The organism is Aliifodinibius sp. S!AR15-10, from assembly GCF_031569985.1.
In the GTDB taxonomy this organism is placed as follows: Bacteria; Bacteroidota; Rhodothermia; order Balneolales; family Balneolaceae; genus JAMQKA01.
The window spans coordinates 41,104-66,173 of the sequence record NZ_JAMQKA010000013.1 but is presented as its reverse complement, the minus strand read 5'-3'; the positions used below and the strand labels follow the sequence as shown (position 1 = coordinate 66,173).

At 45.8% G+C, this 25,070-nt stretch carries 13 protein-coding genes; 8 read left to right on the top strand and 5 right to left on the bottom strand.

The features are described 5' to 3' along the window. Positions 1 to 119 precede the first annotated feature (119 nt). Together NC796_RS10665 and NC796_RS10660 are read left to right on the top strand one after the other, a co-directional pair. On the top strand, positions 120 to 1,352 hold the full coding sequence (locus NC796_RS10665) for a hypothetical protein (protein ID WP_310684385.1): 1,233 nt from the start codon (positions 120 to 122) through the stop codon (positions 1,350 to 1,352). A 105-nt stretch (positions 1,353 to 1,457) separates the two neighbouring features. Beyond that, complete coding sequence (locus NC796_RS10660; protein ID WP_310684384.1) at positions 1,458 to 2,162, top strand: FKBP-type peptidyl-prolyl cis-trans isomerase; 705 nt, start codon at positions 1,458 to 1,460, stop codon at positions 2,160 to 2,162. Positions 2,163 to 2,924: 762 nt separating this feature from the next. Here NC796_RS10660 and recD read toward each other — a convergent pair. Genes recD through recC form a run of 3 tightly spaced genes read right to left on the bottom strand, consistent with a single transcriptional unit; the run spans position 2,925 to position 11,539 of the window. Continuing rightward, a complete protein-coding gene (gene recD / locus NC796_RS10655; protein WP_310684383.1) occupies positions 2,925 to 4,748 on the bottom strand; it encodes an exodeoxyribonuclease V subunit alpha in 1,824 nt (607 codons plus the stop codon). After that, positions 4,741 to 8,337 carry an exodeoxyribonuclease V subunit beta gene (recB, locus tag NC796_RS10650; RefSeq protein WP_310684382.1) on the bottom strand — a complete coding sequence of 1,199 codons (3,597 nt, stop codon included), beginning with the start codon at positions 8,335 to 8,337 and terminating at the stop codon, positions 4,741 to 4,743. The genes recD and recB overlap by 8 nt, the downstream gene beginning before the upstream one ends. Then, positions 8,327 to 11,539 carry an exodeoxyribonuclease V subunit gamma gene (recC, locus tag NC796_RS10645; protein WP_310684381.1) on the bottom strand — a complete coding sequence of 1,071 codons (3,213 nt, stop codon included), beginning with the start codon at positions 11,537 to 11,539 and terminating at the stop codon, positions 8,327 to 8,329. The genes recB and recC overlap by 11 nt, the downstream gene beginning before the upstream one ends. A 940-nt stretch (positions 11,540 to 12,479) precedes the next feature. Between recC and NC796_RS10640 the strand changes: the two genes are divergently transcribed. The 6 genes from NC796_RS10640 to NC796_RS10615 are packed head-to-tail and all read left to right on the top strand — an operon-like array spanning position 12,480 to position 19,956. Further along, positions 12,480 to 13,145, top strand: a complete 666-nt coding sequence (locus tag NC796_RS10640) for a thymidine kinase (RefSeq protein ID WP_310684380.1) — start codon at positions 12,480 to 12,482, stop codon at positions 13,143 to 13,145. Then, positions 13,138 to 14,469 carry a nucleoside transporter C-terminal domain-containing protein gene (locus NC796_RS10635; protein WP_310684379.1) on the top strand — a complete coding sequence of 444 codons (1,332 nt, stop codon included), beginning with the start codon at positions 13,138 to 13,140 and terminating at the stop codon, positions 14,467 to 14,469. The genes NC796_RS10640 and NC796_RS10635 overlap by 8 nt, the downstream gene beginning before the upstream one ends. Before the next feature lie 15 nt (positions 14,470 to 14,484). Continuing rightward, the gene (locus tag NC796_RS10630) at positions 14,485 to 15,414 is read left to right on the top strand and encodes a peptidyl-prolyl cis-trans isomerase (protein WP_310684378.1); all 930 of its coding nucleotides are present in this window, start codon (positions 14,485 to 14,487) and stop codon (positions 15,412 to 15,414) included. After that, entirely contained in the window at positions 15,407 to 16,819 is a 1,413-nt protein-coding gene (locus NC796_RS10625) for a peptidylprolyl isomerase (RefSeq protein WP_310684377.1), read from the top strand. The genes NC796_RS10630 and NC796_RS10625 overlap by 8 nt, the downstream gene beginning before the upstream one ends. Positions 16,820 to 16,828: 9 nt before the next feature. After that, positions 16,829 to 17,821 (top strand): MoxR family ATPase, encoded by a 993-nt coding sequence (locus NC796_RS10620; protein WP_310684376.1) that lies wholly within the window; start codon positions 16,829 to 16,831, stop codon positions 17,819 to 17,821. Between the two features lie 11 nt (positions 17,822 to 17,832). Continuing rightward, entirely contained in the window at positions 17,833 to 19,956 is a 2,124-nt protein-coding gene (locus tag NC796_RS10615) for a CARDB domain-containing protein (protein ID WP_310684375.1), read from the top strand. A 3-nt stretch (positions 19,957 to 19,959) separates the two neighbouring features. On the opposite strand, the gene NC796_RS10610 is transcribed toward NC796_RS10615, so the two are convergent. After that, positions 19,960 to 21,444, bottom strand: coding sequence for an ATP-binding protein (locus NC796_RS10610; protein ID WP_310684374.1), 1,485 nt, complete (start codon positions 21,442 to 21,444; stop codon positions 19,960 to 19,962). Between the two features lie 98 nt (positions 21,445 to 21,542). Beyond that, on the bottom strand, positions 21,543 to 25,046 hold the full coding sequence (locus NC796_RS10605; protein ID WP_310684373.1) for a two-component regulator propeller domain-containing protein: 3,504 nt from the start codon (positions 25,044 to 25,046) through the stop codon (positions 21,543 to 21,545). Positions 25,047 to 25,070: the final 24 nt, after the last annotated feature.

Below are 25,070 nucleotides of genomic sequence, written 5' to 3'. Positions count from 1 at the left end.
AAACATCGTTCCTCACCTATCTATTAAAATGGATTGTACACTTATTTAAAAGACTTATCTTAATAAGTTCATTACCCTATAAAATTCAAAGAGTTAATTACTTTGAAAAATTAACATAAGTGAAAAGATCAATTCCTTTTTTATTCTTCATTTTTTTGTCTCTCCTGTTGATTTCGGGTTGTGATCAACCCGTGGGGCTCCAAACAATTACTACTCCGGCCTCCAGTCCCAGCATGCTGCCGTTCCTTACAAAGGATAATTCAGGTAGCCTGTATCTAAGTTGGGTTGAAAGTGATTCAAATGGAGAGACTCTCCTGAAGTATGCCAAATATTCTAATAGCAGGTGGACCTCTCCCAAACAAATCGCAAAAGGCAGTGACTGGTTTGTAAACTGGGCGGACTACCCTGCTGTCGTTACTTCTGATTCAGACCTTATGGCGGCACACTGGCTACACAAAGTGCCGGGTGGGACTTATGCCTATGATATTAAGATGGCCGTTAGCAACCATTCCGGTGGACAGTCGGTATTGTCGCCCCATTATGACGAGACGGCAACAGAGCATGGATTTGTGTCCATGGCTGCTCTCAACAATGACAAATTTTTGGCAGTCTGGCTGGATGGACGACAAACGGCTGATCGCGCCCCGGACGAATATGGGGACCTTGCCAAAGCGATGACCCTCCGTTCTGCAGAAATCAACAGGGATGGTGAGGTTACCGGCAAGAGACAAATTGATGACAGCGTGTGTGATTGCTGCCAAACCTCACTTGCCAAAATCAAGAAAGGTGCCATTGTAGCCTATCGCAATCGAACAGAAAGGGAACTTCGTGATATCCATGTGAGTCGTTACCGACAGGGAAGCTGGTCGGAGCCGGTAGCGGTTCACGCAGATGGGTGGAAAATTGGTGGATGCCCCGTTAACGGTCCGGTTGTGAAAGCCTCAGGTGATACCGTGCTTGTTGCATGGTATACGGCCGCCAACGAGTCAAAAACAGTTAAAGCGGCTTATTCCTTTGATGGAGGCGCAACATTTGCATCTCCAGTTATTATTAATGACGAAGCTGAACCACTTGGCCGTGTGGATGCGGGGTTTCTCACTCCCGATTTGGCAGCAATTACCTGGATGGGGAAAAGAGGTGATGAAGCGATCCTAAAAGTGCGAACACTGCAAACAGCCACAGGCAGAACCGGTAAAGTAACAGACATCACCGTCATGTCTCTCGATCGAAAAAGTGGATTTCCCCAAATCGAATATCTAGGAAATACCCTCTTTTTTGCCTGGACTGCTCTGGAAGAACAGCCTCAAATAAAAATGGGCTCAATCTCGTTAGAATCCGTAATTGGGAATTGATTTCCATTTTTTATAGGTCTTAAAAATAGATACCTTCCTTTCACCAAAAAGAATCACTAATTCTTAATCTCAACGATCCTCTTTATCATGATTCAACAACGTTTAATGTTAGTTTTTCTAACTGGAATCTTTACCCTGTTTGTAAGTTGTAATTCCGGTTCCTCCTCATTTGAGTCTGGCAATGCCAACCTGGAAAGTAATATCGACAGTGTAAGCTACAGCCTGGGCTACCAAAATGGCATGGTGCTAAGCCAGCAAAATATGACAGACATCAAAATTGACAAGCTGGTGGCCGGTATTCGCGCAGGACTCAACGACAGCACTGAATCCCCGATAGCTGAAGCTGAGATGCGAAGTATTATCCAGTCATACCAGATGCAGAAACAGCAGGAAACAATGAAACAGCAACAGGCTGAAGCCCAGGAATACCGCAAGAAAGGCGAAGAATTTCTCGCTCAAAACACAGAGAATGAGGGCGTACAAGAAACTGAGAGCGGTCTCCAATACCAAGTCCTCGAAGAAGGTTCAGGAGCTTCTCCCAAGGCCTCAGATACCGTTACTGTTCACTACCGCGGCACACTTCTCGATGGTACTGAATTTGACAGTTCCATTGGTGGAGACCCTGCCACTTTCCCGCTTAACCGCGTGATTGAGGGCTGGACAGAAGGCGTACAGCTGATGAGCGAAGGTGCCAAATACAAATTCTGGATTCCAGCGGACCTGGCGTATGGTAACAATCCTCGTCCCGGTGGACCTATTAAGCCTGGACAAACACTGGTATTTGAAGTGGAATTACTGGAAGTCAACTAATGCCATCATTACATTTTTTTAAGATAATGGCATTTTAGTTTAGAAGGGCGTTTATTGAAGACGTCAATTCAACGTTGGCTTTTTCGATATAATAAAGGGAGCCGGGATCAACCGACTCCCTTTTTTTTACGTTGGCTTTTTCGGGGTACAACAAATGAGATCTGATGGTCTCAACAATTATTTATATCCGATTTCCTCACCTTTGTTTCGGAAAATTTTAAAAAAATTTTTTGGGGGAACTTAGCGTTTTTTCTCTGCTTTGATGTTTCGTTTTTGCTAACCCCTTTTCAGCAAACATTGCATTGAGCGACAACAACATTTATTTTCTTAAGTATTTAAAAAACAATGTTTTGCTATTAAATTCAATAAGTTATTCTACGTAAATAACGAACAGTCCTGTAATTATTGTGTTTCGTTCCTCATCTGTTTTTGAGTCGATGTGAGCCTTCTTTGTTCCGAAATATTCTATAAAAATTGCTCCAACTGCCGATAATCAAGTGCATAAAAAAGTGCCCCGAACAATTTCTGTTCGGGGCACAAATTATGAGTTAAAATGTGGTTCACATTAGTTAGCTATGTTCACTAGACCATAGTATCTGAGACTAACTCCGCTTCCGTGTCACTGGCTGATTAAAATATCTCATCCATTTTTGTAGAATTATATAACACCGTCATCCCCAAAGGTGGAGAAATAGGTTAGGTTAATAAGAGGCTTTGTGAGTTCAAGAGAGAAAAGAAAAGGAGAAAAATATTTTGAGTTTTCTAATCCCAAAGCCGGTCTTTAAGACCAGACGACCGATCTGTTTTTCGCTCGACGGTACCGGCAAGTACCAGTTGACTCCCGATGATTGTGCATGAATTTCGGGCCCTGGTTACCGCCGTATAGAGCATTTCTCGTGACGAGACGGCTGAAACCTGTTGTGGTAACACAATGGCAATATCATTAAACTCTGAGCCCTGGCTTTTATGCACAGTAATTGCATAAGCCGTTTCAATCTCAGAAAGTCGGGAAGGATAAAATGACCGGTGTGAACCTTCACTTTTCTGGAAATATACTTTCAGATCCCCGTTTTCATCTTCAAGCGTAATCCCCAGTTCTCCATTTCGTAATCCAAGTGAATAGTCATTCCGCGTTACCATCACCGGTTTACCCACATACCACTCACTGGTCATTGGAATAAGACCATTTTGGCGAAGTATCTTCTCAATAAGCAGGTTCACCTGGTTGGCACCTAGCGGGCCCCTGCGATGAACGCATAGTATTCCCAGCTCTGATATCGAGGCAAGTGCCGGTTCAATCCCAGCACGATTTACAATCTTATTAAAATGATCCAGTAACACCTCTCCTAAAATGTCACTGAAACCAGATAAATCCTCAAATCTCTTCAGAGATACATCTTTAAACTTTGATGATTGCAGAATATCATGCACCTGTTCTTCACGCCCTTTTAAGATTGATCCTGCAAGCTGGCCAATACCACTCTCCTCTCCAAAGCGGTAGCTTTTCTCAAGGAGTATAATATGATCAGTCAATGAATGGGGATTCTCCTGTAGCGTTTGGGGCGGAATTTCCAAGCCAACCTCATTGGCTGCCTCAATAAAAGAGCTGGAAAATTGATTCTCTGTATAGGCACAAATACTGCCCATTACCGCCCCGGCCTCCACAGAGGCCAGCTGATCTTTATCTCCCAACATAATCAGTTTTCCATGGTCCGGAAGGGCTTGCACTAATTTCACCATCAGGGCCAGGTCAATCATCGATGCTTCATCAATAACAACAAGGTCGTACGGTAGTGGATTTTCCCTGTTATACCGGAAAGCGGAACCGTATCGCCTGGCACCCAGTAGCTTGTGGATCGTAACTGCCTGTTTTGGCAACTGCTCCAGGATCTCTTTAGCAGGCTCAAATCGCTGTAATGCCCCGTGTACAGACTCCATCAGCCTGGAGGCCGCCTTGCCCGTCGGGGCTGCCAGTGCTACGTGATTCAGTTCCCCCAACTGTGCCAACAGTAATAGAATTTTGACTACCGTCGTTGTTTTCCCGGTTCCGGGTCCCCCGGAGATAATCGTCAACTTCTGCCGAACTGCGGCCCAGGCAGCTATCTTCTGCCAGTCCAGTCCCGTTTGATCACTGTCGAACAGGGCATCAAGCTCTTTTTTCAAATTCTCAGCATTCACATTCAAAGCGGGTGGCACAGCCCGGATTCGAAGCTGTTCTGCCAACAGAGCCTCATATTTCCAGTATTTATGCAGGTACAGTCGCCCATCTTCGTCCAGTATCAATGGCCGTGCCTGCCCGGGTTTCCCGATGCATTCGCTCGCATTCAGTTCACCGATCCATTCATTCAGCTCGGGCCCACGAACTGCCTTGTCAGAATCTTCAAAAAGAAAGGTCTCGGCTTCATCAGCAAGTGTTATGCAGACATCTCCCTCCTCTCTACGTTGCGAGGCAAGGCATCCCGCCAGCAGCACTCCGGCACTACAGCCAGGTTCTACCCGTTTCAGGAATTCACAGAACTGGTAGGATATCTCAGAAATAAATCCTTCATCCCGATAACTTGAGAGCTGCTTTAGCAAATCAGGCATGATCTTTCACCTCCGCTCGAAAAAGCTCGTCCAACTTTTTGATTACAGACTCTTCCGGTTTATGATAAAAGATGCCTGACTGGCCGGCCTCCCCTATCATACCGCGAATAAAGAGATAGAATACACCGCCAAAATGTTGTGCATAGGAATAGTCCGGTACCCTCTTTTCCAGGTACCGGTGCAGCGCTACTGTGTAAATATGATATTGAATGTCATATCCTGCTGTTTTCATCTCTTCTTCAAGCACTTCTGGGGCATAATCAGTAACAGAATCACCCAAATAATTTGTCTTGTAGTCGGCAATATAAAACTGGTCATCAATCGTAAAAATGAGATCGATATATCCTTTCATGAATCCCTCCTCAATCTCAAAATCGGGATATGAATCTCCCCCTCTCACAACCTGGAGCAACCGCTGGCGCTTAAAGGGCTGTAAATCAAAATAGAACTCCATCTCTTTTCTTTGGTCACGGGATCCCAATTTATTGAGTTGGACACCCGGTTTCAGTTGCTTGGTTACTACATTATGAACCATATCATTCAGCACCGGCGCCCATTTTTGATTAAATCCAAACTGGTTTAGATTCTTTTCCACCGCCTCATCCAAGTGATCGAGTCCGGAAAAATCGATATCCTCAAAAATGGTGTGAACACATGTCCCGGCCTTGGGACCTTTGGGAAAAGAAAAAATAGAGAGCTCCTCATCCTCCTCGGGTGCGTGTAACTCATCCGGCAGAAAAAACTCATCATCCATCGGCTCTCCATCGCTATCAGCAGAAGGATGCATGATAGAGGAAAAGCTCGAGACCACCGAATGTGAGTGAATCGCTTTTCTCTTAGTTAATGTTCGATTGCCTTTCAAATCCGGTAACAATTGATCATCAGAGTGGAATTGTGTTATCTCATGATCATTTATTTTATTGTGTGAAAATAAATTACTGTAATTACTTAATATAATTTTTAGATTCTCCCTGTATTCTGAAGAAGAAATATTTGATACATTTTTATCTGATGAAATTTTGTCCTCTAACTGTTCTTTTATTTTCTCTTTTCCCAATAACAGATACCCCAGTGGAGAAAACTCCATCCCGCGGGCCGACTCATAGACAATGGTGCAGTAATGTTTAGCACGGGTTAACGCAACGTATGCCAACCGCAGGCTCTCCGATAGCTCTTCCACGGCCGATTGCAACCGGTGCCTTTGCCGATCTTGGCTCCCCTTTTCATTCAAATCCAGAGAGGCGTGATGCCCATTGGCGCGGTCATGATAGAGAAACGGCATGCCATAATCGGAAAATGACGTTCCATCCCATAAAAAGGGGCAATATACCACAGGATATTCCAGTCCTTTGCTTCGGTGCATGGTCACAATACGCACCAAATCTTCGTCACTTTCCAGGCGGAGTTGCTCCTCTTCCATGTTTTTATCCGGTTTATCCCTCTTGTGGGAAAGCCACTTTATCAGTTCAAACATCCCTCCTTGCTGTTCCTGTTCACGCGCCTGCAGAAGTTCACCCAGTTGAAGCGTGTTGGTCAGTTTTCGTTCTCCCCGGTGCCGGGTAATCAGATTCTTTTCTACTGCGGCATCACATAAAAAATGACGAAGCATGGAGCTAAAGCCGTGCTTCTGCCATATATCATTCCATCCTGAAAACTGCTCAACCTTATGGGTCCATGCCTGCTCGTCCTCCTCAAATCGTATGATATCCTCTGCAGTATAGGGAAAAAGTTCAGTAGCCAGTACTGCCTGGAGCAACTTGTCATTGCGCGGTTCAGCAACTGCTTTGAGCAGCAGTTCCAGGTTTCGGGCCTCATCGGTTTCAAAGACACTTTTTTCGCTATATTGCACACAGTTAACACCCCGGTCCTCCAGCTTCTCTCGGACCAGGTCGGCTTGCTGGTGCTTGCGGACCAGAATCGCAATATCTTTTGGTTTTATCGGCCTCCCGTCAATGGTGACGGTTCCGGCTTCTCCCTTGTTCAGGATATCAGCAATCGACTCAGCCGTAAGGTTGGCCGCCCGCTCCCTGGCTTCGCTTTTGTTTAATATCTTGTCCGACTTTAAATTGGTCGACTCCAGGAACTCGAGCAGTGGCGGTTTCTGGTTTTCAATCAAAAAAGAACCCATTTCAAGATCCGCGGCTTTTACAGGATTAAAGGCAATATCCTCCACCCAAAATGGGTGCTCCATTCTACTGAATAGTTTATTGACCGCTTCAATCAGATCGGGATCAGAACGGAAGTTCCGTAAAAGGCTATAACGGCGATTTTCCGAAACGTTAGCACGGGCATTCAGGTATGAAAATACATCTGCTCCTCGAAAACTATAGATAGACTGCTTGGGATCTCCCACGAGAAAGAGGGCCGTGCCAGACGCTCCCGGGGGGTATATTTGTTCCAGGATGTTATACTGAATCGGATCGGTATCCTGGAACTCATCCACCAGTGCCACCGGGAACTTGCCCCGTAAAAATTCGGCTAGCTCAGTACCTGTTTGTGGCCGCTGTAGCGCCTCCTGCAGCATCACGAGCAGATCATCATATCCCAACGCGCCACTTTCCAGTTTTCGTTCTCGCAGGGCTTCCCGTGTATGCTGAATAAGCTCTTTCTTGAAATTTGGCATCCAACTGCGCACGCGGTCGGCCTGTTCAATAAATGCTTTTACACAATAAAAAAATGGGTGCTGTGGCGGCTCTTTTCCTTTCCTTGTCCCATTTTCACGAATAAAATCAATAGAAAAACGGTCGAATTTTTCTATGAAATTAAGCGACGGCAGATCATTATCCAGCCAGTCAGTCATATTCTCAATCCAGCCGGGCACGGAACTCGAGCGATACCGGTTCCCATCCATCGCATCAGAGAGCAACAATTCTTGAATCAGGCTTTCGTTGCCAAACCAGTTCTGTTTTAACTTTTTAAACAATTCATATAACTCTTCGAGCTCCTCCTCTCTGCTCTCATTTACCTGGTCACATGCAAGTTGCAGATAGGGTTTTCCAAGCCCCGGACTCACCATATCCGCCAGTTGCCCGGGCAGGTATTTTTCATCCTGTAATATATTAAGCCATATTCGTTCGGCTTTTGATTCCTCGGCACGCTCCACCAGTTTACGCCACCAGTCATCAATAACCTCCTGGATTAGTTCGGTGTCATCAGTGATTAGCTCAGTATCAAATACAATTCCACTCAAAAACGACTGCTCCTGCAGTGCACGCTGACAAAAACTATGGATCGTAAAAATCGAGGCTTCATCAAAATTGTGTAGTGCCTTGTCCAGCTGATTTATAGCTTCATCTTGTTGATCAATATGTTCCAGTAACTGCAGCAAAAACTCGTCTTTTTCTGGAGCCTTCTCCTTCTTCAACGCCATTATCGACTCTTTAATCCGTTCCATGATCCGCTCTTTTAGCTCGGCGGTGGCCGCCTTTGTATACGTGAGTACGAGAATCTCATCAACATCCATTTCCCGGTCCAGGATACAGCGGATAAACAGTGAGGTAATATTGTAGGTTTTCCCTGTCCCCGCACTGGCCTCAACCAAGTGCTGTCCCTCAAGTAGTATGGAAAAAGGATTGAGCTTATTCAACATTGTGCTCCTCTTGTAATGAATCCAATATGGGGCTCCAAATTTTCAGGGATAAATTCTTAAACTCTTGGCTTTCAATAGGTTCACTATACTTAAATAACAATTTATTGAAGGGGTTTTCTTTTTCATTTAACCCGGGATTCCAGCTACTTTCCCATTTGTTATTTGCTTTCCTGAGTGCCCTTTCCTCATCCTTACTCTTAACCAAAAGCTCCTCTGCAAATGCATAGGATGAGTCGGTAAACAGTGGGATCTTTTTATGCAGACCCTCCCAATACAGGTGCACCAAGGCATCCAGTTTTTCAAAAGGATCCGGAACTTTGGAAAAGAGAGTATAGGCCGGCTGGTCATCTTTTTTGGTAACCAACAGCGTGTCCCGGAGAGAGTTCTCCCCCTGCGTCTCTAAAAGAACCAGGTGATAAATCCATTGTCTCAGAAGATCTTTTGGACGCAACACGCCATACCGGAAAAAGAGTTGATAGTCACTGTATAGGTCCTCGAGAACCCCCGTAAGATGAAACTCCCCGAACTCAAGGCTCACTTCTTTACGGTCCAGTTTAGGCGTGGACAACAGTTGTCGAAGTGCCGTACTAAACTCAGTAATCTCATCAACCTTCTCCTCAAACTCCTGTCTCCCCGGCCAGCCTTCGGGCAGCATTCCACGCGCCTGTGCAATAGGTTCAAAGGCCCCGATATCCTTGTCATGAAGTCGGCGCATCAGCAACTCCTCCCCCAATTTATATCCACTGAGTCCATCCAGCTCAAATGGCTCCCGGTCTTCAGAAATAAGGTCCTCACCATAAAACTGAATACCCAGCCGCTGCTGCACCAGGAACCGTGCCGGGTGGACACAAAAACGCACTAGTTCATCGACAGAAATATTTTTGAATGATTCATCGGCTTCCGAGAGCCTCTCTTCTGAAGTAAGAAAAGCTATTTTATCGCTATCGGAACCAGAGGAAAGCTGGCTTTGTATTTCAAATGCAGTTGGGGAATAGCTGAACAGAGCGGGATCCTCACCATAAAAATAGCGTTTGCTGTAGGCTTGCAGCGGATGTTTCACCAAGATCTCGTTACGATCTATCCCGTACTCCTCCCGAAGATAATCGATCAATTCAGTAATCATCACGGACGGCGGGCGACTTGAGTCATCCCGGTTGCTCTGACCGACATAGCTCAGGTAAAACAGCTCTTGGGCCGAATGTAGTGTTTCAAGAAACAGGTACCGGTCATCATTTCGCTGTAACCGGTCGCCTGGCTTTGGTGCCTGTGTCATCAGGTCAAAATCGGGAGACACTTTATTGCGCGGGAAAGCCTCATTATCCATCCCAATCATCCCGATCACCTTGAAGGGGATATTACGCATCTGTTCCAATCCACTGAACGTGATGCCGTGCCCAAAATATCCGCCACGGACGGCCTCTCCCATAAGCTTATTCTCAAGGTAATCGACCAGGACAGGGAATTGCAGATCCTCCTGGAATCCAGCGAGCCCTGTCGCCCCCTGCATGCCATCTATCAAGGCATTTAACCCCTGGTATGCATGGTAATACTTTTGGTCGGAGGGAATAAAATCGGTAATCCAGGATCTGAGCAATGCCTCCCACGCTTTTGGTGATTTCGCCTTACGAGAGCGACGACGCGCTTCCTGCAGAGCATTAACAAAGCGGGACAGCTTCCCCAACAGGTCAGCATCTTCACTGCTTTCAATTTCACTAAAAGGATATATTTCTTGGAAAACCTCGTCCTCTATATCAGTAGCAAATCCAAGCATCATGCGGTCGAGGCCCGCCATCCACGTAAAACGCGCTGTGCCGGGTAGTTCTAACTGTTGTTTATCCTCTCCACTTAGCCCCCAACGCACGTTGGTGCCTTTAATCCAGTTCTGCAACCGTTCCAGTTCATCCTCGCTAATATCAAATCTCTGGCGTATCACGCGCGCCGACAGCAGGTCTAAGACTTCCGTAACCTTGAACCGACTGTCCAGCAACGTCAACAGTTTGGCAAAAATATTGAATACCTCTTTCCGCAAACCGGTATGGTCTTCTACAATATGATGCGGAATGGCGGGCTGCTCTTTTTCCGTGGTACTAAAAACTGCTTCGATGAAAGGAGCATACAGGGTAATGTTTGGGCACAACACCAAGATATCGTCGGGTTGCAGGTCAGGATTCTTTTCAAAAAAATCCAGCAGATTGTTATGCAACACCTCAACCTCTCGGAGTGGAGAATGGCAGGAATGAACCTGGATATCAATATTTGGTCCTTCAGCATTAAAGGTGGGATCCTTTAACTGGTCAAAGAGGTCGGGCGTATGGGAAGTGTTTAAACCATTGAATTCCGGTTTCTTTTCTGCTGGCACTGAAATACCAGCTTTTGAGGCATGTTCCTTAAACAGATCCAGGAACTCTTTCCCCTCCCCACCCCAGGATTCAGCCAGCTCCATAAATGCACTATCATCTCCCGGGTTCATCCAAAACCAGTGGATATCAATGAGCTTCGACAGGTTCATAAAAACCTCGATTGATGACGGCGGTAACCCAGACAGACCAAAAAGCGTAATCCGCTGCGGCAGCTCATCAGTGGACAGTTCATTATTTTTAAGCAGTTTCAAAAAGTCGGAATGAATAGCAGCCCGATAATTCCACTGAATTTCAGTAAAACTATCATCCCAAATCTTATTAAGCTCACGCCACAATGCTGACTGCCAGGCTTCATTGGCCCCATAGCCGATCCTATCTTCACGTTCCCACTTTTTTATCATCCCCGGACGATAGATGAGATACTGGTCGAACAGGTCGCCGACCCGGTTGGCAAGTTTCCAGGCTTTCAGGGCATTCCATTGGCCGTCGGTATCCCGCATGTAGTTCCAGACCGATAAAAACGGTGATTTACGAGGCACATTTTGAAGTAGTTGGTAAAGTGTCCAGGTCATTGGTTCACGGTCAGAAGGAAGATCCTTCGGAATATCCTCGTCCATGCAGCGATACAGATCCCAAACCCGTTCAGCGGGAAACTCAAACTTAAGGTTGGCTGCGATCCCGCTTTTACGTGCTATCCTGGTTGAGAGCCACTGCGCCATCCCGTGGTTCTGCACCACCAAAATCTCCTGTGCCAGCGGATCTTCCAGCGGCTGATCGTTATACAGCTCGATCAATTGATTTGCGAGTATCTCAAGTTGACCGCCACGGTAGAATTTGAGCATAAATTTCTTTGACAAAGATAGAAGTTATCGAAGAGCTAAAGTAATAATATGCTCTTACAGGATGAAAGAAAAATAAGATCGGTTGGTGTACTTTAACTAACTACGAGGCTCCAACCCTTGTCAAGTATATGACGTTCAATAATTTAATGACCCTGTTTACGTTCGGAAAAATTCCTGCATTTGGAGTAATCCTTTTGATGATTTAGCACTAAAACACGTGCGAAAATCTTTCTCCAGAGTCAGTATATCCATTTTTTCAGTGATGCCCCCCGACAAGGTCGGGACTGTAGAGCTTCTACTAAAAATTCACCGGCAATACTACGCACAAGATTTATAACCGAAGCTTTTTTATGCGAAGAGATATTTTTTAGCACAAGCTGGAGATTTATTCGCCTTTCCGAAGGTTCATCGGAATAAAAGAACCGCTCAAAATGCTTTAATTGGAACTGATAATAAGTATGATTTCAGTAAGTAATAAAGGGTTAAGCGATAAATGGGAAGGGCACGATGCCTCGTGCCCCAACAAACTGCAAATTGTCAGGCTAAACTCATCCCTCTAATCGCTAAACTCGTTGATATGGAAGTGTTAGACGCAGAGCGCCAGCCTGGGATACCGCCGCAGAGCGAACGGTTCCAAGCAATGTGAGTAAGAATCCAATCAACAATTCAACAGCTAAACACCTCAATGTCTCAACATTTCAACACCTCAACATCTCAACAATCTTCAACCTTCCAACCTTCGACATTTAACTCAACAACTCAACAGTTAAGCGAATGCAATAGTGTCCACTCAATTACATCACACAACTTTTTGAGTATATCCTAACTACTTCAGGAATTGAAACATATCGGATTCATTTTTTCTTTTTACCCAGTTCAAAGATATATTCTAAGCCAACAATTCGATTTTTCACTCTTCAAATTCGATAGATACCTGTTCATGCTGTACGAGCCATCAATTATTCCCAAAAATGTAGGCTGGATTGAAGTCATTTGTGGTGGCATGTTCAGTGGAAAAACAGAGGAGCTTATCCGGCGTGCCAAACGGGCTCATATTGCTGGACAAAAGGTCGTTGTAGTCAAACCGGCGGTTGACAACCGGTACAGTGACCGGGAGATTGTTTCGCACGATGAATCTGCCCTACCGGGCCTGGTTGTAGATACCGCAGATCAAATCGTGCTTTTGACCGGGGAATCGGATGTGATCTGTATTGACGAAGCCCAGTTTTTTGATGATCGCATCGTCCAGGTGGCAAACGCATTAGCCAATGACGGCAAGCGGGTTATTATAGCCGGACTTGATATGGATTACGAAGGCAATCCCTTTGAGCCGATGCCCCAACTGCTGGCGATAGCTGAATATGTCACAAAGCTGCACGCGATATGCTCAGAAAGTGGGGTAATGGCGCACTACTCCCAGCGAATCGTCGATAGTGATGACCGCATGCTTGTTGGGGAATCCGATGCCTATGAACCTCGTGCTCGTCACTGCTTCCGCCCGCCGGTCGACAAACGTCGGGGAAAACCGATCCAGCCGCTTGAAACCAATTCCGAAAGTAAAGGAAATCAAACAAATGCCAAGAAAGACGCTGATTTAGATGATTGATATCCTCCGAGGAATGATTGGAATGGCAGCCATTATTGCGCTGGCCTATGCCTTCAGTAACAATCGCAAACAGGTGAACTGGCGACTGGTGGGTACCGGCCTGGGAATACAGCTCATACTGGCTGTTTTTATCCTGAACGGTGAAGCAATGGCCGAAAGCTGGTCTCCACTCGGATGGCCGAAAGCTTTTTTTAGCTGGCTCTCCTCCTTTTTTGTTGTCGTTCTCGATTTTACCACGGAAGGCTCAACGTTCATCTTCGGTGACCTGGCCAAGCCCCCCGGCGCTGAGGGGAGCCTCGGTAGTTTTTTTGCATTCCAGGTACTACCCACAATTGTATTCTTTGCCTCACTCACAGCCATTCTTTACCACTACGGCATTCTGCAGCGTGTAGTGGAATACATGGCCAAAGCGATGCAGAAATTGATGGGGACCTCAGGAGCGGAGTCGCTGTCGGTCGTCTCCAATATTTTTGTAGGACAAACGGAAGCCCCGCTGGTGATCAAACCTTTTATCTCACGAATGACACAGTCTGAGCTGCTGGCTGTGATGACAGGCGGTATGGCCACTATTGCCGGCGGTGTAATGGCAGCCTACGTCCAGATGCTGGGAAACTCCTACGCGCAAGCCCAAGGCGTTTCCTTGGATGTTGGGCGCCTGATGTTTGCGGAGCAACTGCTCGGAGCCAGTCTTATGGCAGCCCCGGCGGCACTGGTTATCGCCAAAATACTTTACCCTGAGACCGGCGACCCGGAAACCAAGGGTGAGGTTACAATGGATATCGAACGACCTGATACCAACGGTATTGATGCAGCCGCCAGCGGTGCTGCAACCGGGCTTAAACTAGCCGCTAATGTGGGGGCAATGTTACTGGCATTTATCGCGTTACTTGCTATGGGCAATTACTTCCTGGAACAGGTAGGAAGTATTACCGGGATAAATAGCATGATTTCAGGATCACTTCGAATCGAGACGATCCTGGGATGGATAATTTCTCCCATCGCCTACATCATCGGGGTTCCATGGACGGATGCCGTGGATATGGGCTCCCTGCTGGGGACAAAAATTGTGCTGAATGAGTTTGTAGCCTACACACAGCTGGCGGATCTGGTTGAAACATCTTCACTGACGGATAAAACAACAACAATGGCTACTTTTGCTCTTTGTGGTTTCGCAAATTTTGCTTCTATTGCTATACAGATTGGTGGCATTGGCGGTTTGGCCCCGAATCGGAAATCGGATCTTGCGGAATTCGGTATCAAGGCAGTGGCTGCGGGAACCATGGCCAACCTGATGACCGCCACAATAGCCGGAATGCTTTATTAATTTTATCAACTTGCTATGCAAAGATTAAACCTGCATTTCACAATTATATCTGCTCTCATCCTCCTTGTGCTCATCGGTGGATGCGAGCCTGTGGACCAAGGTCCCAATCAAAATAACCTGGCCAGAGTTGGCAACGAAGTTCTCACTGTTGAAGATGCTGCCGATCAGATTCCGCCGTTTATGCTCGATCAAGACAGTGCTTCAGCACTCAACCGTTACCGACAAGACTGGATTCGCAGGCAAATAATATTACAAGAGGCCCAGCGGGTAGGCATTAGCCAAAATGCCGAAGTGCAAGAACGACTTCAACGCCTGAGAGAAGAAGTGCTCGCGCAGGGATTGAAAGACTACGTCTTAGCCGAGTATGACCAGGATCTTAATATCACCGATGATGAGGCCCGAAACTACTACCAGGCTCACAAAGATCAACTGGTACTTAATGAGCGGTATGTCCGGTTTCGACACTTGGTTACAAGCACATATGAGCAGGCACAATCCGCACGACGAGACCTGATGCGAGGCATTGAATGGCCTGAAGTGGCCCGTAAATATGGCCAAAATCCCGAAGCCCGTATACAGGAATCGGAAAAATTCTGGCCTATTTCCATGGCACTGGCTGATAATAATGTCATGAACAGCATGTTACAGCGCATCGGTATTACCGAAATATCGCCGGTACGTCGCGTACAGGGCGACTATCACTTTGTTCAGCTAATGGAAACGCGACCGGAAGGCGACCATCCCGACCTGGATTGGCTGATCGGCCAAATAAAGGAATGGCTCCGATTGGAGAAAAGAAGACGCCATTTCAATTCATATGTAAAGAATCTTTATCTTAACGCGCAATCAAATAATGAAATTGAAACGTTTAACGTTTTAGAATCTAATTCCAACGCAGACTCAACTAGACTTGATACGCTTTTATCTTCTGAAACCAATGAATAATATTCTCAGGTATTCTCTCTTTGTTTTAATGGCAGTGGTTGGTTCTTTTTATATATCTGCCCCGGCCTTTGCCCAATCAAATCAGAATAATGGAAACAAAAAAACGCTTGATCGCATTATTGCGGTAGTGAATGATCACTCTATCCTTAAGTCAGAGGTTGATCAACAGGTGGCCGACTACCTGCTACAATTGCGCCGTAATTCACCGCAACGGGAAGTAGAATTCAGCAAAGATCTATGGTATTCCGTCCTCCAAAACATTGTGGAGCGATATGTTTTGCTGGACAAAGCCCGGGAGGACTCCGTTACGATATCTGATGATCAGGTGGACCAGCGCATTAATCAGCGTATAGACCAGGTTGTTCAGCAGCTTGGTAGTGAACAAGCGGTAGAGCAGCGAATGGGAAAAAGTATCGTGCAGCTGCGGGCCGACCTTCGCCAGAGCTACCGCGAGGAGATGATTGTGCAGAAATACCGCCAGCAGGAGATGCAGAATATCCGCATTACCCGGCCCGAGGTGAAAGACTATTTTGAACGAATCCCTCAAGATTCCCTGCCTACCGTACCCGAACAGGTTGCGGTTTCACAAATCGTGAAGATTCCCCCTCCCCTGGAAGATGCTGAAAAGGAGGCACGCCAGCTGGCAGAACAGCTGCGAGACTCCGTGATTAACCATGGAAAAAGCATTGAAGAACTGGCACGACGTCACAGCGATGGTCCCTCGGCCGGAGATGGCGGTGAGTTGGGTATGATTCCTATTGGTGACTTTGTACCCGAATATTCAGCTGCTGCTTCTGCCCTGCAGCCCGGTGAAATATCGGAAGTAGTAAAAACTTCTTTTGGTTACCATGTAATTCGCCTCAATAAACGTGTGGGGGACGAGATCGATACTAATCACATCCTGATTAGTGTTGACCAGGAAAGCTATGACACTCAGGTGGCTATCGATGCCCTGAACGCTATTCGCGACAGTGTGCTGACCAACCCGGATATCACGTTTGCAGAGATGGCCCGCAAACACTCTGAAGATCCACAAACTGCACCTCAGGGTGGACGGCTGATGGATCCACAGACCGGTAATAGACTTATTCCCCTTTCCCGTCTTGATCCTGCAATGTATCGTATTGTTTTACTGCTCGAGGAGGAGGGACAGATATCGGAACCCAAGCAGTTTAATACCGGCAGCGGCAATAATGCGCAGACTGCCTACCGCATCGTTCGTCTTGACAGGCGTGTTCCCGAACACCGGGCTAATCTTGAACAGGATTACGAACAAATCAAAAATATCGCCCTCCAACAGAAACAGTACCGTTTCATGCGCAACTGGATTGATAACCTGCGCGAGGAAGTATATATCGAATACAAGATCCCGGTACCGGAGCAATTTGCACAGCAAACTCAATAACTTTTTTTCATGAAAACAATTCCAGATGAGCCTGTCGAGGCGGTAGATTTTTTCCAGGAGTCCGTCAATAGCATTAAGCAGCAGATAGGAAAGGTCGTTGTAGGACAGAAAACGATCATTGACCAACTGCTTATCTGCCTCTTTTCACGGGGACACTGTGTGCTGGTGGGGGTACCGGGGCTGGCCAAAACACTGTTGATACGAACGGTGGCCCAAACCTTAAACCTTTCCTTCAGCCGGATCCAGTTTACCCCCGACCTCATGCCGGGCGATATCACGGGTACCGAAGTCGTAGAGGAGGATCGTCAGACTGGAGGTAAAGCATTCAAGTTTGTGAAAGGTCCGATTTTTGCAAACATCATTCTGGCAGATGAAATCAATCGTACGCCCCCCAAGACGCAGGCTGCACTGCTGGAAGGAATGCAGGAGTATCACGTAACGGCTGCGGGTAATACTTATAACCTGGATCTGCCTTTTTTTGTTTTGGCTACCCAAAATCCTATTGAACAGGAAGGCACCTATCCCCTTCCGGAGGCTCAGCTGGATCGTTTCATGTTTAATCTTTGGCTCGACTATCCCTCCCTGGATGAAGAGATGGATATCGTGAGCCAAACAACCTCCCCCCGGGAAGCGAATGTTGAGTCCGTTCTGGAGGCTTCCCAGATTAAGGAGCTGCAGGACTTGGTACGTGAGGTCCCCGTACCCGAAAGTGTGCTCAGTTACGCCGTGCGAATGGTTACGATGTCGCGGCCGGGCTCCGAAATTGCACCAGACTTTGTGAACAAATACATGAGCTGGGGTGCGGGGCCCCGTGCTTCACAGTTTTTAATCCTCGGGGGTAAAGCAAGAGCACTGATGAATGGTCGTTTTAATGTCACCGAAGAGGATATTGAGGCATTGGCAAAACCGGTGCTTCGTCATCGCATTATCAACAACTATGCGGCTGAAGCAGAGGGCTTAACCACCGACAAGCTTATAGATAAACTGATAGAAACGGCCTAACAACGAATATTGTGGATTTTGTCTTTCAAGGCTTCCAATCGGCACTCCCTGTTTGGGTATACCTGATTCTGATTGTAACAACGCTCGGGCTTGCCTGGTGGTCTTATAAAGACTTTAAGGCGATAAATCCGCTATTCCGCTACTCGCTAATCGCGATGCGCAGTATAACCTTTCTAATCCTGTTCATACTGCTGATCAACCCCCTTTTCAGGTCTGAGCTGACGCAATATTCGAACCCGGAAGTGTTGGTACTATTCGATAACTCGTCCAGCGTTTCAATCAATAAAGGGGAATATGAGGGAGCCGATGATTACAGGCAAACAGTTTCGGAGCTCAACTTTCCAGCTATAGATCGGTTCAACTTCCGATATTTTTTGTTCGATAATGAAGTCCGTCCCGCCCATCCCGACAGCCTGACATTTGAGGGAAGCAAAACAAATTTGCAAAATGCAATCGAAGTGATCCGGAATAATGAGCGGGATTCTCGTGCAGCACTCCTTTTTACAGATGGGATCTTCAACCAGGGACGCAACCCGGTTTTCCTGTCCCGCGAAATCGATCTCCCGGTTTTTACTGTTGCCCTCGGTGATACCAGTCATCTTAGAGATCTGGTTGTCCAAAATGTTGTTACAAATGCAACCGGCTATCTAAATACAACTCACCCGGTAGAAGTAAACGTGCTAAACCAGGGGTTTTCCGGGGAGTCGTTCCAGGTTCAACTCTTATCAGACGGGGAAGTGTTAGATTCCCAAACAATAACCCCCGAAGGCTCTGTCTCCTCTCACACCGTCTCCTTTGACTTGGAATTGCGCGAGGAGGGGCTGCAGCAGTATGAGATTGCAATTCCCGCCAAGCAGGGCGAGTGGACCGATGCCAATAACACGCAGCCGTTTTCTATCGAAGTGCTGGATGATAAGCAAAGCATTCTCAGCCTGGCATTTGAAATTCACCCGGATGTACGTATGATACGTTCACTGCTGTTACAGGATGAAAATTCACAGTTAAGCACTCGAACATGGATCGGTGGCAGTCGCTTTATCGATGGCAACCTTGATATTGATGCGGATACGCTCGACCTCCTGATTTTGCATGGATATCCAGCGCAAGAGACCAATTCACAGATTTCTTCACAGGTCCAGGAAATCCTCCAAAATGTGCCCGCAGTAATTATGCCTACCCCGGGCAGTCGGCTTTCCAGCACTCCCTCAGCAGAGTCGGTATTACCGATATCAAATCCCGGTAACAATTCGGTCGTCGCAGTTAACCTTGCTCCAGCTGTTGAATCCACAGAGCATCCGATAATGGAACTGCCGGAGGTCTCCTACGATCGACTCCCCTCGGTATACAGCTCAATCCAGGGGCTGAGCATCTCTCCCGGCTCTACTATTCTTTTCAACAGCCAGTATCAAGGTTCGGCTACCGGTCAGCCCCTGATTGCAATTCAGCAGGTGGGCAACCTGCGACGTGCCCAGCTTAACGCCTTTGGATGGTATCGAGTGGCCCAAAGTACGAATCCACAGGCGCGGTCTTTCATCGAAAACCTCGTCTATAATATTGTTAGCTGGACGGCGACTCGACCCGATAATCGAAGACTTAAATTTCAGCCTGTTCAAAAAGTGTTTACCGGTAATGAAGCCGTCGCCTTCAATGCGTTTTTGACCAATGAAAGTGGAGAAGTCGAAAACGACGGAGTGATAACAGTGACTATTTCCGGTGAGGATATGGAAGCCCGGCTCTACAACATGGACAACGTCGGTGGAGGACAATACCAGCTGGATATCGGGGCCCTGCCAGAAGGAATCTACAGATATGAAGCAACCGCTAAAAAAGGTAACAGAACCATCGATACACAAAGTGGAGAATTCTCTGTCAGCGGCTCAAATATTGAGTATGTGAATACGATCAGAAATGATGAGCTTCTTCAACAGATTGCAAATGAGACCGGTGGAAATTTTTACACGTATGAGAATGCCGCTTCCATTTGGCAGGATATGGATGATCGTGGATTAATGGACCGGGAAGAGACTGTTGAAACCCAACTTTTTTATCCCAATCAGCATCCGTTCTGGTTCATATTGACAATTGTTCTACTCGGGGCTGAATGGCTTTTGCGAAAGTATGTAGCGCTTCCCTGATTTCTATTCCTGCGGAGTCCTGTCTTTAACATCCTCTTCTTTGCCAGCTGACTTGGACTCTCGTTGTTTGGCAAATGAGATTGTAAATGTTGCTCCATGGCCAATCCCTTCACTTTCTGCACTTATTTTTCCCTTCATTCCCTTCATATAATTAGCACAGGTATGCAGGCCAAAGCCGTGTCCTCTCCTCTTCGTGGTAAACCCATGAGTAAAAACTTTACTAAGGTTTTCTTTCCGGATCCCAACTCCGTTATCAGTAATTGACAAATGTACGAATTCATCATCCTGCCAACATTTTACCTTTAATATATTATCCTCGTTTTTACCCTCTTTCATAGCATCCCTTGCATTGTTCAACAAATTAAACAGGACATGCATAGCTTTTGTTTTTTCAATTTTCACTAATTCAATATCATGATAATCTCTCTTAATCTTTATGTTTTGCTGCTTAAACTCGGCAGATTGTAATGTGAACGCTTTTTCTACCAAGTCCCGGATATTTATCTCTTCTGTTATTATATCTGCTTTTGAAAAATCTTGCTGTGCAGCTATGACTTCATTAATCAAATTCACCTTTTCCGTTAGACGATTATTTTGCTCTTTGAGTCTATCGTATTCCTTCTCAAGTGGTTCCTCTAGTTTTAGAAAATAATTCAGTAGTAGTTCATTTTGAGGATTACTAAACGTAAAATCATCGATATTTTCTTTCAGTTTTTTGTTGGCCTGCTTGAACTTTGCAATTTTGGAATTGCGCAGTATATCCCTTGTGATACTTGTTGAGACATTAATGCTGGTCAGGATATTACCCACATTATGAAGCACACCGGTTGCAACATCTGCCATGCCCGCTTTATGCGCTTTTTCTAAAAGTTCACTTCTGGTGATTTCCAACTCCTTCAGAGCTTCTTCCAGGGCCTTGTTCTTTTTCTCCAATTCCATCCGGATATTGGCCAGGCTCCGGGTTTGTGCATAAAATGTAGAGGCAATACTTATGATATATAGCAGAATTGAGATCATGGCAATAATCTCAATATAGAATGGAGCATCAGGTTCAAAAACGAGACTGTTTATAGTGGCAAATGCCAAAATCCCTGACAAATACAATCCTAGTCCTATTGCCAGCTGCCTGCCCCCTCCCACCATAATGCTGTTGAGAATTGTAGCTGCCAGAAAAGCAAATGACATCCATGCTGAAAAATGTATGTAGGCTGTCACATATCCCAGCATGAAGGCATCAACCATCATAGCTCGCATCTCGATTTTTTTCTTCCCGGAGAGCACTTTTGAAGCCAGGTAAACGAAATGGGGATATAATAAAAAATAAAGCCCGAGTAATGCATAATTCCAGGTTGACCATCCCTTATTCAGGCCTATTAAAGTTATAACTACGTAGCTTGCGGCAAAGCCAAAAACTCTTGGCATATAGTTAGCCTTTGCCAATCGATGGGCAGGACTTAAATCGAACAGTCTCTTTTTTGAATTACTCATATTTGAATAAATTCAACAGAAAAATAAGGATGCTCAACCGAACCTAACACTCCTGCACAAAAAACAGAGCATTGATAATCTGTCCCTCCACACTGAATTTAGTCCAGTTCAACTATTTCTTGATCCTTGTGGTTATCCTTAGCATTGCCATTCCTGTTTGATGTGGTATCCTGCCTGGCGTTCCCTCTAATGAAAGAGAGTGTGAAGGTAGCCCCATGACCGAGTCCTTCACTTTCTACATCAATTTTCCCATTCATCTCATTCATATAATTGGCACAGCTATGCAGTCCAAAACCGTGTCCTTTTTTCTTTGTCGTAAAACCGTGTGTAAAAATCTTCTTCAGTTGCTCTTCACTGATTCCAAGTCCGTTATCTGACAACGAGAGGTGGGCGTACTGTTCATCTTGCCAGCATTTTATCCTCAAAACTTTATCTGTCACCCCGGCCTGTTTCATCGATTCTTTGGCATTTTTCAGAAGGTTGAACAGGATATGCATCACCTTGGTCTTCTCTACCTTTATCTCCTCGACATCTTCATAATTTCGCTGGATGGTTAAATCATGCCGTTCAATACTACCGGCCTGAAGGGTAAGGGCTTTCTCAACCAGTTTTTGCAGGTTTACATTTTCAGTGATTATATCTGCTTTGGAGAAATCTTGCTGAGCTGCAATCGCTTCAACAATCAAATTAACTTTTTCTTGCAGGCGGTCTTTCTGAGTTTTTAGGTTATTATACTCTTGATTAATTGGTTCCTCGATTTTGAGATAATATCTGAGCAGTTTTTTCCCTTTTGGGTTATTAACGATGAAACTCTCAATATCATCCATATGCTCTCTTAACATCTCATTCGCCTTCTTCAGGTTTTGAATCCGGGAATTTTTGAGCGTCTCATCAATCAATGCGGTTGAGGCGTTGATGCTGTTCAATATATTGCCCACATTATGAAGTACACCGGTTGCAAGATCGGCCATTCCTGCTTTGTGAGCCTTCAACACCAGTTCACTGCGGGTCTTCTTTAGCTCTGAAAGGGCTTCTTCCAAGTCTTTGTTTTTGGCATTCAATTCCGCCGTGCGGTCAGACACTTTTTGTTCCAGCTTCTCATTTCGTCTCCGCACGCTCTGTACTTTCCAATGGTATAAACCCAGTAAAAAAGCTAGTACAAATGTCCCTGTAAACACGTAGAACCCGTATGTTTTCCAAAATGGAGGGCTTATTGCCAGTGCCAGCTCAGTTCCTATGTTCCACACGTCATCACTGTTCGAGGCCTTTACCCGGAACGTGTATTCTCCCGGATCTAAATTTGTGTAGGTTGCTGTCCGTTTGCTCCCCATATAATTCCAGTCACTGTCAAATCCCTCCAACTTATAGGCAAAACTGTTATCCTTCACCTTGTGGAAATTCAGTACAGCAAATTCAAAAGTAATAACCGAAGCGTTGTAGGGAAGGGTGACCTGGCTAGCCTGGGTAATATGTTTTTCAAGCGGCGAGTCCTTACCCACAGTCACCGATCGGTTAAAGATCTGAAAATCTGTGATTTTGACCGGGGGTACCGACCGATCAATTGTAATATTTTTAGGATGAAACCGGTTAAACCCGTTTATACCTCCAAAATACAAGTAGCCCTCATCATCTTTGTAATATGACCCAACGTTAAATTCACGACTTTGCAACCCGTCTTCTGGACCAAAATTGGTGAACTGTCCAGTCCCGGGATTGAACTTAGATACCCCGTTATTGGTGCTCAACCAAAGATTACCGTTGGCATCCTCAATAATCCCCTTTACCACTTGGTTCGGCAGACCATCTTCAATATTGTATGTTATAAATTCCTGGTTTTCCCGTTCATAACGAACAAGGCCCTGCCTGGTACCCAGCCATATATCCCCATCTGCCCTCTTGTAGATAACGAAGACGACATTGTTTGGGATGTTACTGTTTGTCTCGGTAAACGCCTCTTGTTCACCCGTGGCCGGATTGAAATGTATGAGGCCACCACCATAGGTACCAACCCATAACCCCCCCGCTTCTGCATCCCGGATATCTCGTATAGTATACTCTGTCAAGTATCGCTCGAATGTCCCATTTTCTTGGTTCAACCGGTTAATTCCATTGTTATTGGTCCCGAACCACAGATCGCCCCCCTGGTCTTCGTGAATGACATACACATTATCACCACTTAAGCTTTGGGGATCATCCTGCTTGTGACGATAGTGGTGGAAAGCACCAGTGCGCGGGTTAAATTTGCTCACCCCGCCACGGTAATACCCGATCCAAACATTTTGTGCTGGATCTTCATGGAGAGATAAAACTACATCACTGGAGAGCGAGTTTGGGTTACCCGGTTGATGTCGCAATGCTTGGAATGTCTTCCCTTTCCGATCAAAAAGATTTAGTCCGCCCCCGTCGGTGCCAACCCAAAAATTTCCATGAGAATCCTCCAGAAATGGAATAACAGAGTTATTGGTTAGCTGGTTGTCATAGTTGGAATTATGACGAAAATGTCCAAACCGTGGTTCTTTGAGGTTAACATAATTTATTCCCCCTGCAAAAGTACCCACCCAAAGGATGTGATTCCGGCTTTCATATAGTGAGTGGATTGAATTATTACTGATACTTTCCGGGTTGCCGATATCGTGGGTTATACTGGTAAATGTTCCCTCAATGCGGTCCATCCTGTTGAGCCCATTATTTTCGGTACCAACCCAGAGTACGCCTCTGCTATCCTCCAGCAACGAATACACCGAGTTACCACTCAAACTCTCAGGATCAGATGGATCGTGCTTATAATGATAAAAACGCTGATTGTTAGGATCATAATAGTTGAGGCCGCCCCCCGCTGTACCAATCCAGAGAAATCCGCTTTTACCTTGTTCAAGTGACAGAATGGAATTATGGCTAAGACTTTCCGGATCCGACGGCTTATGAAAAAACCGTGTAAAGTCATTTTTTTCCGGATTCCAACGATTGAGTCCATTTTCTGTACCGACCCAGATATGCCCATTTTTTCCATGCTCCAACGCCGTAATGTTACTACTGCTCAACGCTTTAACATTGGTAGAATCTTCAAAATGAGAAGGGGCATAGAGATGTACGAACTTATTTTCCGAGGGGATATACCAGTTCAACCCTGAGTGAGTTGCTATCCAGATTCTTCCATGTCTGTCCTCCAGCATATCTACCACCGAATTTTCTGATATGCTCTCTGTGTGATTCCTGGTATTGTCCTTGAACCGTTTAAAACTATTACTCTCCCGGTTGAAACGGTTCAGGCCGCTACTAGTCGTTCCCACCCACAAATTGTTTTTGCTATCCTCAAATAGCACCGACACATCATTGCCGCTCAGGCTGGTCGAATCATCAGGATCTCTTTTATACACTGAAATCTCGTATCCGTCATACCTGTTGAGGCCATCACTGGTCGCAAACCACATAAATCCCTGGCTATCCTGTAAAATATCATGTCCGGTACTCTGGGAAAGACCTTGTTCATAAGTAATATGCTCAAAATGTGGCAGTTCAGCAGGTTGTCCAAAAGCAATACCAGCAAAAGCCAACATAACATAACTGGCTATCAGGAATACAGGAATCTTAACAGCAGCCATAAAAAATGGACGTTTTTATAGTTC

What these genes read in the sequence shown, in the direction of transcription:
- NC796_RS10660 (WP_310684384.1), top strand. Translation starts at nt 1,458, where the DNA reads ATGTTAGTTTTTCTAACTGGAATCTTTACCCTGTTTGTAAGTTGTAAT.
- recD (WP_310684383.1), bottom strand. Translation starts at nt 4,748, where the DNA reads ATGCCTGATTTGCTAAAGCAGCTCTCAAGTTATCGGGATGAAGGATTT.
- recB (WP_310684382.1), bottom strand. Translation starts at nt 8,337, where the DNA reads ATGTTGAATAAGCTCAATCCTTTTTCCATACTACTTGAGGGACAGCAC.
- recC (WP_310684381.1), bottom strand. Translation starts at nt 11,539, where the DNA reads ATGCTCAAATTCTACCGTGGCGGTCAACTTGAGATACTCGCAAATCAA.
- NC796_RS10640 (WP_310684380.1), top strand. Translation starts at nt 12,480, where the DNA reads ATGCTGTACGAGCCATCAATTATTCCCAAAAATGTAGGCTGGATTGAA.
- NC796_RS10635 (WP_310684379.1), top strand. Translation starts at nt 13,138, where the DNA reads ATGATTGATATCCTCCGAGGAATGATTGGAATGGCAGCCATTATTGCG.
- NC796_RS10630 (WP_310684378.1), top strand. Translation starts at nt 14,485, where the DNA reads ATGCAAAGATTAAACCTGCATTTCACAATTATATCTGCTCTCATCCTC.
- NC796_RS10625 (WP_310684377.1), top strand. Translation starts at nt 15,407, where the DNA reads ATGAATAATATTCTCAGGTATTCTCTCTTTGTTTTAATGGCAGTGGTT.
- NC796_RS10620 (WP_310684376.1), top strand. Translation starts at nt 16,829, where the DNA reads ATGAAAACAATTCCAGATGAGCCTGTCGAGGCGGTAGATTTTTTCCAG.
- NC796_RS10610 (WP_310684374.1), bottom strand. Translation starts at nt 21,444, where the DNA reads ATGAGTAATTCAAAAAAGAGACTGTTCGATTTAAGTCCTGCCCATCGA.
- NC796_RS10605 (WP_310684373.1), bottom strand. Translation starts at nt 25,046, where the DNA reads ATGGCTGCTGTTAAGATTCCTGTATTCCTGATAGCCAGTTATGTTATG.